The following is a 12,619-nucleotide window of genomic DNA, read 5'->3' on the forward strand; positions in this document are numbered from 1 at the left end:
CGGTGATCCTGTGAACGAAACGACCAACCGTTGGGGAGAGATCGTGCAGCCTGCCTTCGATCATGAGTGGACGGTCGATGACGTGCTTGTCGCGCAGGAGACCTCGCCCTACCGAATCGAACTCTTGGACGGCGTCCTGATGACGTCTCCGGCCCCCCGGGTCCGCCACCAACATGTCTCCGTCACCCTGTCCGCCTTGTTCAGAAAGGTCGCCGCCGACTCGGATCTCGATTTCGTGGTCTACGAGAATGTCAACGTTCGACGTGACCCTCGTGACCTCTTGCAGCCTGACATCGCTGTCGTCACTCGGGCGGCGGCCATAGAGGTAGTCGAGGACGACGATGTCGCTTTTGCTCCCGAAGACGTGGCGACGGCGGTAGAGATTCTCTCGCCTGGCCATGAGGGTGGGGATCGTGTCGATAAGCTCGCGAAGTATGCGAGTTGGGCCATTCCGTCCTACTGGATCGTCGACCCGAAGACCCTCACCGTCGAGACCTACACCCTCGACGGCGACGCGTATGTGGCTTCGGCCTCCGCTAAGCCGGGCATCGAGACCACCTTGCCTGCGTTCGCACCGGTGACCCTGGACCCGGGCACGTTGCTGCGGATGCGGTGACGCAAGGGCGGGGCTATGCGTCGGTCAGGCTGTCGTGGGGCGGCGGTCATCCTCCACCGGCGTGTCCGTGTCGAGGGACGTCCCGTGTTCTCGGCTTCGGAGTGCCCGTCGCTCGGCTTCGATGCGCTCCTCCTCGGCGGGTGTGAACGCGAACTCGCGCTCCATGTCCTCCTACGGCGTGCCGCTCATGGTGTTGCGCTCCTCGGAGGTTGGGTTTGTTACATCGGGTGTAGCTCCACGAGCGTTACTTCCGGGGGTGCGCCTACTCGGACCGGTGGGCCCCAGAAGCCGGCGCCTCTGGTGACGTAGAGCATGGTGTCGTCGACCCTGTGGAGGCCGGCCACCGCCGGTTGGTCGAGCTTGACCAGGAGTTGGACCGGGAACATCTGGCCGCCGTGGGTGTGGCCGGAGAGTTGTACGTCCACGTCGTAGCGGGAGGCGTCCTTCACCTGGACCGGTTGGTGGGCCAGGAGCACGACCGGGCGGGACGGGTCGCGGTTGCCGAGGGCCTTGGCGAAGTCGGGGCCGTCGTGGTGGGACTTGCCGGTGACGTCGTTGACGCCCGCCAGGTCGAACGCGGCGCCGCCCCGGATGATTTCGAGCCGGTCGTTGGCCAGGGTGCGCACGTCGAGTTCGGCCAGTTCGGCGATCCAGTCGGTCGCGCCCGACATGTAGTCGTGGTTGCCCGTGACGAAGAACGCGCCGTGGCGGGCGGAAAGCCGGCGCAACGGGGCCGCGTCGGCGCCGAGTTGGGCCGCCGTGCCGTCGGCGAGGTCGCCGACGATGGCGACCAGGTCCGGGTTGGTGCGGTTGATCGTCTGCACGACCCGGGTGGTGTGCGCGTGGCCGAGCAGCGGGCCGAGGTGGATGTCGCCCACCACCGCGATCCGAAAACCCGCCAGGCGCGGGTCGAGCCGGGCCACCGGTATCCGCACCCGCACCGTGCGCGGCGCGCCCAGGGCCTGGTTCATCCCGTAGCCGACGGTGCCCAGCGAGGTGCCGGCCGCGAGCAGCGCGACCGAGCGGGTCAGCACAAGCCGCCGATCCGGGCCGAGCGGCGTGCCGCGGGGGCCGGCCGCCGCTTCCGGACCGGGCTCGATCGTCTCCGTCGCCTCTGCCGCCTCCGCCCCCACGGGCACCGGCACCGGCGCGACCGCGTGCGACACCTCGCCCTCGCCCTCGCCCCCGCGCCGGCGCAGCGCCCGCAACGCGAACAGGCGCGGCAGCTCCAACACCCCGAGCGCGAGCACCACATACAGCAGCAGGGCCATCCACACGAAGCCCGGCCACGCGATCCACTCCGTGCCGCGCGGGCCGAACACCTTCGGCAACACCAGCGCGCCCACCATCGACACCCCGAGCGCGACCACCACCCCCGCGCCGACCCGCCGCACCACCCCCGGCCGCGTGGTGTCGCGCACCAGCCGCCGCCACACGTAAAGGTGCACGCCGACCAGCAGCGCGAGCACGACGACGGCCACAACGATCCCCAGGACAACGGTCAAGGCGGGGCTCCCGGACGGAGGAATGTTTCACGGGAAGCGTGTCACGCCCGCCCCGGCCCCGGCATCCGGCACGCGGAGTATCCGAGCCTGCTCCCGGGGGCGATACCGGCCGACCCCCCGGCGCATCCCCCGGCAGTACGCATCGCGACGGCGCCCCTGCCGGGCCCTGTGCGGTATCTCCCACCGCGACGATGCCCCGGCAGGGCCGCCGACCGGCCCCATATGCTCGATGCCATGGTGCGTGTACGGACGTCGCTGGGTGAGCTGATCGGCGCGGAGTCGGACGGGGTCCGGGTCTTCCGAGGCGTACCCTTCGCCGCGCCACCCGTGGGTCCCGCGCGGTTTCGTCCGGCCCGCCCCGCGGCCGCCTGGCACGGGGCGCGCGACGCCCGCGAGTTCGCCCGGGCCGCACCGCAGCCGATCGGGCAGTACGGCGCCGCGCCGGTGGAGATCGACGAGGACTGCCTGTACCTGAACGTCTTCGCCCCCGCCGAGCCCGGCCCGCACCCGGTGCTGGTCTGGGTGCACGGCGGCGGCTACACGAGCGGCGCGTCGTTCGAGGCGGTCTACGACGGCTCCGAATTGGCCCGGCACGGCGTGGTCGTGGTCACCGTCGCCTACCGGCTCGGCGTCCTCGGGCTGCTGCACCTGCGGCACCTGCTCGGCGACTCCTACGCCGACTCCTCGGCCAACTCCCTTCTGGACGTGGTGCGTGCGCTGCACTGGGTGCGCGAGCACATCGCCGCGTTCGACGGCGACCCCGGTCGGGTCACCCTCGGCGGGGTCTCGGCGGGCGGCAAGGTCACCGCGAACCTGCTCGCGCTGCCCGCCGCCCGCGGCCTCTTCCACCGCGCGATCGTGCAGAGCGGCGGGGCGCAGACCGTGCGCACGGTGCCCGAGGCCGAGGAGGCGACCGGCCACGTGTCGGCCGCGCTCGGTCTGGGACCGGACCGGGCCGCGGAACTGGTCGACGTGCCCGTGCCCGACCTGCTCGCGGCCCAGGCCGAGGCGATCGGGCGCGGTACCGCGAGGTTCGTGTTCCGGCCGGTGGTCGATCCCGACGGGCCGCTGCCGGCGGTGCCGCTGCACACGATCCGGGGCGACGTACCGCTCCTGCTCGGGTCGAATCAGGACGAGGAGGAGATGTTCGTCGTGACCGAGCGGTCGGGCGCGCGCGAACCCGTGGCCGCCGACCTGGCCAACCTGCGCCGACCGGACCGACTGGCCGAGCTGGTGCGCGGATACGCGGAGCTGTACCCCGAACTGAACGGACGCTCGCGGCGGATCCGGCTGCTCACCGCCGAGTCGTACGGGATACCGACGGTGCGGCTCGCCGAGGCGCAGCACGCGGCCGGCGGGCAGGCGTACATGTACCGCTTCCGCTGGGCGCCCAAGGCGCATCCGCAGCGCCTGGGTTCGCCGCACGCGATCGACATCCCGTTCGTGTTCGGCACCCTGGACACCCCGCTCGGCCGCTGGCTGACCGGCGGCGTGCCGGCCGAGGCGCGGGCGCTGTCCGGCCGGATGCGGCAGGCGTGGGCGGCGTTCGTCGCGGGCGGGCCGCCGGTCGCCGACGGGCTGCCCGACTGGCCCTTGTACGACCCGACCGAGCGCCGCACGATGCTGCTCGACGTGCCGGCGACGGTGGTCGGCGACCCGGACCGGGAGGAGCGGCGGGTGTGGGACCACGCGATGTGAGCGGGGGCGGGCCGGTCGCGTTGACCGACCTGATGCCGTGGGGCACGGCCGGGATCGCCACCGGGCGGAGTTGGGTGTACGCACCCGAGCGGGAGACGCTGCGTCGGCGCTGGGCCCGGCTGGCCGCGGCGGAGGATCGCGACACCCTGCTGCGGCCCACCCGTTCCCGAACGGCGATGTCGTTTCCCGCGCCGCTGCCCGGATGTGACGCCCCGTCCGGTCCGCTGGCGCGCGAGGTGGGGCCGACGCCCCGGCTGGTGCGGATCGCACGGCACCCGTTCGATCGGCAGTGGCTGCTCGCGGACCACCGGGTGTTGGACGCCGCCCGGCCCGAGTTGTGGCGGGTGCGCGGAGACCGACAGGTATACCTGTCGATCCGTCAGGCGGGGGATCCCCGGCCGCTGTTGTGCAGCGCGCTGATCCCGGACGGGACGCACCACGGTGGCCGCGGCGGGCGGATCGCGCCGCTGTACCGGGACCCGGCGGGCCTGGATCCGAACCTGGCGCCGGGCCTGGTGGACCTGCTCGCGGACCGGCTCGGCGTCCCGGTCGACGCGGAGGACCTGTTCGCCTGGATCGTCGCGGTGACGGTGGACCCCGAGCGGGTGCCGCTCACCGCCGACCCGGACGTCTGGGCGACGGGCGTCGACCTCGGCCGCCGGCTGGTCGGGCTGCACACGTTCGGCGCGCGGTTCGGTCGCCCCGGCGACGGCAAGCCCCGACTGCCGGGCGGGCGCCGCCCGTTCGTCCGCGAGCCGGTGCCGGCGCGGCCGGCGGGCGCGCACTACGACGACGAGTCCCGATCGCTCCTGCTCGGCTCCGGCCGGATCGGTCCGGTCGCGCGCGAGGCGTGGGAGTCGGGCGTCCTCGAACCGTGGATCGCGGCCCGCGTCGAACCCCCGGGCGAGGGCCTGGAACGCATCCGCGAACGCACCTGGTCCACCGACCTGACCAGCGAACTGATCGACCTGCTCCATGTCCTGGGCCTGCTCGCCGATCTGGCCGAACCCCGCGCCGAGCTGCACGCGCGCACCGCCGCGGCCCCCACGCTCGACCCGACGCCGGTCCTGCCCCCGCCCCCGTCCAGCCGCCGCCCGCCGACGGTCCTCGACATCACCGAGGAGGGTCCGGGCGGCCAGGCCGTGCTGCTCTGAGCGCGGACCCCGCGAGCCCGGGCGCGGCGGATCGGGCCGATCAGGACGTTGGGCCGGTCGGCGACGTTGGGCCGAACGAGCGAATGGTATGCGCGGTGGCGACAGAGTAACCACTTGGTGACTTAGCGTGGTCTGGTGCGTGGAGGCGGAAACGGGCGGGTGAGGCGGGCGGCGGTTGTTGTCGGCGCGGTCGTGCTCGGCGCGGTCGCCGTTCCGAGCGCCGCCGCGACGCCGCGGGTCGGGCCGGGATCCGGGTCCGGCGATCCTTGGGCCGGGGCCGTACACCTGCCGCTCGCCGCCGTGCGCCACCCGCTTTCGCCGCTGCCGAGCCCTCCCGGCGGCGCCGCCCCGCGCCCCGGCGTCCGCCCCCCGGACGCCGGGGCGCCCGCCGTGGATCGGTGTCCGGACGAGACGCCGCGAGCGGTCGGCGCCACCGCCCCGGGGCCGACGCGGGACGCCGCGGCCTGCTGCTGGGATCACCTCCGGGTCCGTGCGCCCGGGGTCGACCCGGCCCGCCTCGACTGCCGGGGGCTCCTCGGCCCGGGCCGGCGGCACGAGCCCGCCCCGGGCGCGCGCACCGGATCGGCCGCGGCCCCGTCGGCCCCCGCTCCGATTTCGGCGCGGCCCGAGGCCGACCCGGCCGGCGACCTCCCGCCCGGGCGCCCGGCGTCGCGTCGGGGCGCCGCGCCGCAGGTCGCGCCCCCGCGTCGGGCCAAGACCCCGGGCGCCCGCGACGGCGACGACAAGGATCGCGGCGACGCCGCCAAGCGGGCCGTGCACGACGGCCCGGCCGTACTGGCCCGCCGGGCCATCACCGACCACGTGGCGGGCACCGGATCCGGGGCGGTGCTCCCGCTGGGCCTGGCCGCCGGCGCGCTGCTCCTGGTCGGCGGCGCACTGGTCGTCGGTTCCCGCCGCCGAGGCAACCGCCCGACCCGCACGGCCCGCCCGGTCGGAGCCCGCCGCCCGGCCGGCTGACCCCGACCGCGCCCTACCGCCCCAGGCACTCCCGGACCGCCTCGATCAGGCCGAGGGCCCGCACGTCCGTGTTCAGCGGGGACTGGCCGTTCGTCACATACGCGAAGGCGAGGCCCGTGGCCGGGTCGGCGAAGGCCAGGGGGCCGCCGCTGCCCGGGTGGCCGAACGCGGCGGGGTCGGGGGACACCCCGAAGAACGTGGTCTCCGGCTTCATGAAGCCGAGGCTGAACGCGGTGTGGTCGCCGAGGATGCGGTCCGGCCCCGCGACCACCGTCGAGGTCACGTCGGCGACCGTTTCGGGGGAGAGCAGGCGCACCCCGTCGAGTGTGCCGCCCGCGCCGAGCATCGCGTACACCCGGGCCAGCGCACGCGCGTTGGTGACGCCCAGGCCCGAGGGCACCTCCCAGGTGAGCACGCTCGGGTCGTGATCCGCGCCGGGCGCGGCCAGTTCGGGCAGCGCCAGCATCGTGCGGCCCAGTTCGGAGCCGAGGTCGAGCAGGGCGGGATCGCTCGGGGCGATCGTGGTCAGATGCGCCAGCCGGGGCAACTCCGCTGCGGGAAGGCCGATATGCGCGTCCAGACCCAGCGGTCCGGCCACCTCCTCGGCCAGGAACGCGCCGACCGTGCGCCCGTCCACCCGCCGGATCAGCTCGCTCGCGTAGAAGCCCCAGGTCACCGCGTGATAGCCGTGCGCCGTCCCCGGTTCCCAGACGGGACGCTGTGCGGCGAGCGCGTCGGCCAGCGCGTCGGGCATGGCCACCTGGTCGAGCGTGATCGGCTCGTCGAGGAAGGGCAACCCGGCCTGATGGGACAACAGTTGGGCCACCGTCACGGCCTGCTTGCCGGCCGCCGCGAACTCGGGCCAGTAGCGACACACCGGCAGCGCGGGGTCGAGCCGGTCCCGGTCGATCAGGATCGCCAGACAGGTCGCGACCAGGCCCTTGGTGACCGACCAGACCACCTGTACGGTGTCGTGCTCCCAGCTTCGGCCCGAGATCGGTTCGGCCAGTCCGCCCCACAGGTCCACCACGGGCGCGCCGCGCAGTCGAACCGCGAGCGCCGCGCCGACCTCGCCGTGAATCGCGAAGTTCTCCTCGAACGCGGCCTGTACGGGCGCGAATCCGGGCGCGATGAAACCGTCGACGTGCATGGTGTGGTCCTTTCGCGAACGCTCGGGACACCTCACCGGCGCCGGCGCGGTCGGTGACCGGGACGCTTCGTCAGTTCCTCGGGGTGACGCCTTCGAGTACCAGCGCCGTGAATTGGGTCTCCAGTTCGGACAGGGTCCGGTCGATCGTCGACTTCCACCCGGCCGTGAGCCACAGCGGGTAGGCGAGGTAGCGGTAGGCCAGCTCCGGATCCAGGTCCGCGCGGAACTCTCCGGAATCGATGCCTTCCTGAAGGGTGTTCAGCCACAGATCGCGGACCCGCATGCCGTCCGCCGCCAGGTGCGCGAAGCGCGGCAGCGTGGCCAGGTAGGCGTAGTCGCGAACGTACATCACGGCCGCGTCGGGGTGGTGCTCTATGGTCCGGAACGCGGCGTGCACGAGTCCGCGCAGCCGGTCGGACGCGGTGCGCGCGTCGGCGAACGCCTCGTCGTACCACGTCGCGAGGTCGCGCATCGCGGCGGTGAGGATCTCGTCGATCAAGTCCTCTTTCGAACCGAACCAGTGGTAGATGCTGCCCGCGAGAATGCCCGACGCGTCGGCTATCTCACGAACCGTTGACGCGACGACGCCCTTGCGGGCGAACAGTGCGGCGGCCTCGGACAGGATCACCTCCCGGCGCGGAAGTGCTTCGGGTTCCGTCTTCCTGCGTGCCATGAGCGCCCGTTCTCGGTCCGGCGGGTTGACTGCTGCCGCGTACTGCCAGGTGCCGTGCAGCCTAACCGCAGGTGGAGCGGTTGCCGTTGATTCAGTGGGGGATGCCTTCAGGGAGATCCGAACTGCCTATCTAACATTTGTTAGATTGTGCTGAACCTTCTACGCCAGATCCCGATTCCCTGTCAAGGGCCTTGCGGCGCACGGGGGTTGCGGTCTAGCTTGTGCCGCATCCGGGAGTCCGTGGGGGATGGCCGGGCGGGGAGACGACGCGAAAGGCGTTGGCTCCCATGGCTCGTACGACGGCACCGCACAGAGCACACATCGCAACCCATGTCGCACCACCGGCCCGCGTCACAGACACGACGCGAGCGGTGACACCACGTCCGGGTCCGGCCGGGGCATCGTCCTCGACCGACGGCGGCGTACCCGCGCACACCGAGCTGGTGGCCACCGGGTGGGCCGGTTGGATCGGCGACTCCAGTCCCGTTCGCGCACCCCGCACGGGTGCGTTCTGACCATGGGCACCTCAGTCGCGCCGTCCCGCGCCGGCGAGTCCGGCCGAACGGCCGTGTCCGCCGTCGAGTTCGGCGATCCCGCGGGTGCGGCACCCGGCCGCGTCGCCGCGTGGGTGAATCAACTCCCGTTCGATGAGCACCGGTTACCGGGCCAGGTGGGCGTGATCCCTTACCCCACACGGCTGTCGGCGATCGTGCCGCGTCCGAGCGGGACGCACAGAGCCGGTAGGTATGCAACCGGCACCGAATACGTGTCGTGGCCGGGAGGTGACGCCGGGTCAGGAGGGGAGTCGGCGTCCCCCGGCCGGGACGCGGGAGTGGTCCCGGGTGTCCCCGGGTCGGGGCCGGACGGGGCGGGGGAGCCCTGTTCGACCGTCGACCCGAGCCCGGGTACGGCTCCCGATACGGGTGGCGCGCGGGTGGGGGGTGACGCCGTGTCAGGTATGGCGTTCGATCCCGCGCGCCGCCCGTGGCGAGGGTCCGATGCCGAGGCGCGTAGACCGACGCGCCTCGGCTCGGACCCGGGATGTGCTCGGCGGGCGCGTTCGGCCCGGGGTCGGGTTCGGGCGCTGCGCTCGCCGGCCGACGGCGAGATCCCGGATCCCGTACCGCTGTTCGCCTCGGGACCGGAACCGATTCCGGCCGTCGGCATCGACCCGGTCCGGCGGCCCGTGTTGCGGGCCCGGGACCTGCGGGTGGAGTTCGCCGGGATGCCCGCCGTGGACGGGGTGTCCATGTGGGTCGAGCGCGGTGAGGTGGTCGGCGTGGTCGGCCCCGCGGGCAGCGGCAAGACCACGCTGCTGAACGCGCTCACCGGGGTGGTGCCGGCCACCGGCGCGCTGTTCGTGGACGGCCTGCCGGTACGGCTGGGCAGCCCCGAACGCTCGCGCCGCGCCGGTCTGGTCCGGATGTTCCAGACCCCGCAACCGGTTCGCGCGCTGTCCGGCGCGGACAACTTCGTGCTCACCCGCTCCGACACCCGGCATCGGGGTCTGCTCGCCGCGTGGTTGTTGCACCCGCTGCTGGCGCGGGTGGACCTGGAACGGGGCATCGGGACGGACCGGGCCGGGCCGGGGGGACGGCCGCAGCGGGGCGCGGACGTGCTGACGTACGGGGAACGTCGGCTGCTCGACATCGCCCGGGGCATCGCGGCGGTGCCCCGGGTGCTCATGCTGGACGAGCCGAGCGCGGGGCTGAACGCCCGCGAGACGGACGCGCTGCTGGTACTGCTGCGGGGGGTCGCGGCGGACGGCGTGGGCCTGATCGTGGTGGATCGAAGGATCGACTTCGTCGAGGCGCTGTGCGATCGCGTCACCGTCCTGGACACCGGCCGCGTGGTTGCGGAGGGCACGCCGGCCGAGATCCGACGCAATCGTCGCGCGATGGACGCCTGCCTGGGGGCGGGGGCCGGGTACGACGCCTGAGCCTCGGCGTCGACGGTCCACCGGTCCCGGGGCGGGGTCGGCGGGCGCGTTCGGGGGCGCCCGACCCGGGGTCACCGGCTCGTCCGGCGACCCCGGTGACCCGCCCACCACAATCCCCCGCCGGCCCGAAACGCTCCCCGGGCCGGCGGTTTCACCGCCTCGCGCGCAGGGTGCCCGGGGCTCGATCCACCCGGACCCGCCCGGTGGGCCTACAGGCCCGGCGCGCCCGGCGGGTACTTGATCGCGTTCTTCACCATCTTGTCCCGCAGGGCCTGGGCCGGGTCGATGCCGAGTCGGTTCGCCAGGCTCAGCAGATAGGACAGGACGTCGGCGATCTCCTCGCGGACGTGTTCGCCGCGCTCCGGGTCCGACATCACGTCGTCGGCCTGTTCGGGGGTCAGCCACTGGAAGATCTCCACCAGCTCCGAGGCCTCCACGCTGAGTGCCATCACCAGGTTCTTCGGGGTGTGGAAGGGCTGCCAGTGCCGCTCGGCGGAGAACGCGGCGATCGCGGCGGTCAGTTCGGCGATGTCGGAGCCGGCCGGGGAAGTGGTGTCCGGAGTGGTGTCCATACCCCATGCCTACCGCACCCGCCGCGCCCAGAGCCGCCGGGCCCTGTCACCCCGGCGAGGGAGAATGGCCGAGGGCAGGCCCGGACTCGTCCGGGCGGCCCCGATCGCCGTCGTCCGCCCTGGAAGGTTCACATGAGGGTCGCCACCTGGAACATCAACTCGATCGGGGCCCGGCTGCCCAAGCTGCTCGAGTGGCTGGAGCGGGCCGCACCCGACGCGGTGTGCCTGCAGGAGCTGAAGTCCACGCCCGAGGCGTATCCGCTGAAGGAGCTGGAGGAGGCCGGCTACACCTCCGCCGTCAACGCGGGCGGGCGCTGGAACGGCGTCGCGATCCTGTCCAAGGTCGGCCTCGACGACGTCACCATCGGGCTGACGCCCGGCCCCGGCTTCCCCGAGGTCGACGGCCCGCACGAGGCCCGGGCGATCTCCGCGACGTGCGGCGGCGTGCGGCTCTGGTCGGTGTACGTGCCCAACGGCCGCGAGGTGGACAACCCGCACTACGCCTACAAGCTGGAATGGCTGGGCGCGCTGCGCGCCGCGGTCGCCGCCGACGCGGCCGGCCCGCTGCCGTTCGCCGTGCTCGGCGACTTCAACGTCGCGCCCACCGACAAGGACGTCTGGGACATCTCGCTGTTCGGCGAGAACTCGACGCACGTCACGCAGGCGGAGCGGGACGCGGTCACCGCGCTGGAGGGTGTGGGGCTGCGCGAGGTGATGCCCCGGGCGCTCAAGTACGACGTGCCGTTCACCTACTGGGACTACCGCGAGCTGGGGTTCCCGAAGAACAAGGGCATGCGGATCGACCTCGTCTACGGCAACGCGCCGTTCGCCGCCGCGGTCACCGACTCCTACGTCGACCGCGAGGCCCGCAAGGGCAAGGGCACCAGCGACCACGCACCGGTCGTGGTGGACCTCGACGTGTAGCCGGTCGCTCCCGCGCCGGCCCGCGAGTCGGCGCTCCCCGCACGGACCCCCCGAGCCGATCGCGGCTCGGGGACCGTGTGCGGCGCTGGTGCTCTGTCCGTGTAGGTTCGCCGGGTTGTGCAGCCGCCGGCCGCGCTTTGTCCTCGTCGCCGGACGGGCCGGCAACCATCCGGTCACACCGCCAACGGCTCACGGTCACATGGAGCCGGGGTCGGCATGCAGGGACAGGGCCGCGACGTCGCCGCCGAAGCCCACCACGAGCGAGCCTTCCGGGGTCACGGTCAGCGCGTGGACCGGCGCGGGGAACACCAGTTCCCGGCCGATTTGCCGCGTGGTAGCCGGCTCCCACAGGCACACCGTTCCATCCGAACCACCGGTGACGACCCTGAGTTCTCCACCGATCACCGCGGTCACCACCGCGGACACGGTGCCTTCGTGGCCGACCAGCCTGCCGACTTCCCGTCCCATGACCAGGTCCCATACGCGCACGGTGGCGTCGTGACCTGCCGTGATCGCGTGGGCTCGGCCGCCGACGACCGCTGTCGCGACCGCCCACGCCTCGCCGTCGTGGCCCGGCAGAGGCTCCCCGACCGATTGTCCGGTGGTCAGGTCCCACTGCCGGACCGAGCCGCCGCTCATACAGCCCACCGCATGGGGTCTGTCATCGATCACCAGCGTGTCGACGGCCATCAGGAAGTCGTCGTGTCCGGTGAGTTCGCCGACCTGTTCCCCACTGACCAGATCCCAGACCCGCACGGACACGTCGTCGTCGCTGGCGAGCGCACACGGTCGCCCGTGGACGACAGCGGTGCCCAGACACCACACCTCACCGTTGATCCCCGGCAGCTCGCCCGTCTGCTGTCGGGTGGCCAGGTCCCACGCGCGTACCGCCCAGTCGCCGGCCGTGACGACGTATGTTCGACCGTCCACGACCTCCGTCGCCACCGCCCACACCCTGCCGTCGAGGTCGCCCATGGGTTCGCCGACCGGCCGGCCGGTCTCAAGGTCCCGCACCCGGACCGTCCGGTCCTTGCTGCCGGTGACCACGACGTGGCGGCCATCCGAGAAGGTTGTCACCACCGCGTCGACACCGCCGGTGTGACCCGACGGGTTCATCCGGAAGTGCGGGTCACTCCGCGCGCCGGTGGACCACAGCACCCGCCACGGCTCGGCGAAGACATCCTCCACCGGCACGGCGGCTATCCGCGCGGACAACTCCCGGTCCCCGTACCGAGCCGCGTCCAGGGCCAGCAGTTGCCGCCGCACCCACGGTGGCACGTCCCGGTGGACGTCCACCGACGCCCGGTAGACCGCAGCCATCAGTCGCGCATCGGAAGTCGCATCGGAAGCCGGCAACCCCATGACCCGCTCCGGATCAGCGTTGACCAACCATCGCAGGTCCGTCCACCG

Annotated in this window: 11 protein-coding genes; 6 read left to right on the forward strand and 5 right to left on the reverse strand. The window is 73.0% G+C overall.

Annotated features, from left to right (window positions below):
* Positions 1 to 10: 10 nt before the first annotated feature.
* The gene (locus ACFRCG_RS05310; protein ID WP_380028987.1) at positions 11 to 616 is read left to right on the forward strand and encodes a Uma2 family endonuclease; all 606 of its coding nucleotides are present in this window, start codon (positions 11 to 13) and stop codon (positions 614 to 616) included.
* Between the two features lie 218 nt (positions 617 to 834).
* Here the strand turns inward: ACFRCG_RS05310 and ACFRCG_RS05315 are convergent, their stop codons facing one another.
* The gene (locus ACFRCG_RS05315; protein ID WP_380028989.1) at positions 835 to 2,121 is read right to left on the reverse strand and encodes a metallophosphoesterase; all 1,287 of its coding nucleotides are present in this window, start codon (positions 2,119 to 2,121) and stop codon (positions 835 to 837) included.
* A 234-nt stretch (positions 2,122 to 2,355) separates the two neighbouring features.
* Here ACFRCG_RS05315 and ACFRCG_RS05320 point away from each other — a divergent pair, with 234 nt between their 5' ends.
* The 3 genes from ACFRCG_RS05320 (at position 2,356) to ACFRCG_RS05330 (ending at position 5,951) form a co-directional block, all read left to right on the forward strand.
* The gene (locus ACFRCG_RS05320) at positions 2,356 to 3,819 is read left to right on the forward strand and encodes a carboxylesterase/lipase family protein (RefSeq protein WP_380028991.1); all 1,464 of its coding nucleotides are present in this window, start codon (positions 2,356 to 2,358) and stop codon (positions 3,817 to 3,819) included.
* Positions 3,801 to 4,973 (forward strand): type ISP restriction/modification enzyme, encoded by a 1,173-nt coding sequence (locus ACFRCG_RS05325; protein ID WP_380028993.1) that lies wholly within the window; start codon positions 3,801 to 3,803, stop codon positions 4,971 to 4,973. Before ACFRCG_RS05320 ends, ACFRCG_RS05325 begins: the two co-directional genes overlap by 19 nt.
* Before the next feature lie 135 nt (positions 4,974 to 5,108).
* Positions 5,109 to 5,951: a hypothetical protein gene (locus ACFRCG_RS05330; RefSeq protein WP_380028995.1), complete on the forward strand. Its 843-nt coding sequence runs from the start codon at positions 5,109 to 5,111 to the stop codon at positions 5,949 to 5,951.
* A 13-nt stretch (positions 5,952 to 5,964) separates the two neighbouring features.
* Here the strand turns inward: ACFRCG_RS05330 and ACFRCG_RS05335 are convergent, their stop codons facing one another.
* Entirely contained in the window at positions 5,965 to 7,101 is a 1,137-nt protein-coding gene (locus ACFRCG_RS05335) for a serine hydrolase domain-containing protein (protein ID WP_380028997.1), read from the reverse strand.
* Between the two features lie 70 nt (positions 7,102 to 7,171).
* The gene (locus ACFRCG_RS05340) at positions 7,172 to 7,774 is read right to left on the reverse strand and encodes a TetR/AcrR family transcriptional regulator (protein ID WP_380029000.1); all 603 of its coding nucleotides are present in this window, start codon (positions 7,772 to 7,774) and stop codon (positions 7,172 to 7,174) included.
* A 958-nt stretch (positions 7,775 to 8,732) separates the two neighbouring features.
* On the opposite strand from ACFRCG_RS05340, the gene ACFRCG_RS05345 reads away from it, so the two are divergent.
* Entirely contained in the window at positions 8,733 to 9,713 is a 981-nt protein-coding gene (locus tag ACFRCG_RS05345; RefSeq protein WP_380029002.1) for an ATP-binding cassette domain-containing protein, read from the forward strand.
* A gap of 209 nt (positions 9,714 to 9,922) precedes the next feature.
* On the opposite strand, the gene ACFRCG_RS05350 is transcribed toward ACFRCG_RS05345, so the two are convergent.
* On the reverse strand, positions 9,923 to 10,285 hold the full coding sequence (locus tag ACFRCG_RS05350) for a nucleotide pyrophosphohydrolase (RefSeq protein ID WP_380029004.1): 363 nt from the start codon (positions 10,283 to 10,285) through the stop codon (positions 9,923 to 9,925).
* A gap of 132 nt (positions 10,286 to 10,417) precedes the next feature.
* Here ACFRCG_RS05350 and ACFRCG_RS05355 point away from each other — a divergent pair, with 132 nt between their 5' ends.
* Positions 10,418 to 11,209, forward strand: coding sequence for an exodeoxyribonuclease III (locus ACFRCG_RS05355; protein WP_380029006.1), 792 nt, complete (start codon positions 10,418 to 10,420; stop codon positions 11,207 to 11,209).
* A gap of 195 nt (positions 11,210 to 11,404) precedes the next feature.
* On the opposite strand, the gene ACFRCG_RS05360 is transcribed toward ACFRCG_RS05355, so the two are convergent.
* Positions 11,405 to 12,529 (reverse strand): WD40 repeat domain-containing protein, encoded by a 1,125-nt coding sequence (locus ACFRCG_RS05360; RefSeq protein WP_380029008.1) that lies wholly within the window; start codon positions 12,527 to 12,529, stop codon positions 11,405 to 11,407.
* Positions 12,530 to 12,619: the final 90 nt, after the last annotated feature.

The organism is Embleya sp. NPDC056575, assembly GCF_042793325.1.
Taxonomy (GTDB): Bacteria; Actinomycetota; Actinomycetes; order Streptomycetales; family Streptomycetaceae; genus Embleya.

Bases quoted from the DNA above. Each gene is read 5' to 3' on its own strand.
- ACFRCG_RS05345 (WP_380029002.1), top strand. From the start codon at position 8,733: ATGGCGTTCGATCCCGCGCGCCGCCCGTGGCGAGGGTCCGATGCCGAG.
- ACFRCG_RS05320 (WP_380028991.1), top strand. From the start codon at position 2,356: ATGGTGCGTGTACGGACGTCGCTGGGTGAGCTGATCGGCGCGGAGTCG.
- ACFRCG_RS05360 (WP_380029008.1), bottom strand. From the start codon at position 12,529: ATGGCTGCGGTCTACCGGGCGTCGGTGGACGTCCACCGGGACGTGCCA.
- ACFRCG_RS05340 (WP_380029000.1), bottom strand. From the start codon at position 7,774: ATGGCACGCAGGAAGACGGAACCCGAAGCACTTCCGCGCCGGGAGGTG.
- ACFRCG_RS05350 (WP_380029004.1), bottom strand. From the start codon at position 10,285: ATGGACACCACTCCGGACACCACTTCCCCGGCCGGCTCCGACATCGCC.
- ACFRCG_RS05335 (WP_380028997.1), bottom strand. From the start codon at position 7,101: ATGCACGTCGACGGTTTCATCGCGCCCGGATTCGCGCCCGTACAGGCC.
- ACFRCG_RS05355 (WP_380029006.1), top strand. From the start codon at position 10,418: ATGAGGGTCGCCACCTGGAACATCAACTCGATCGGGGCCCGGCTGCCC.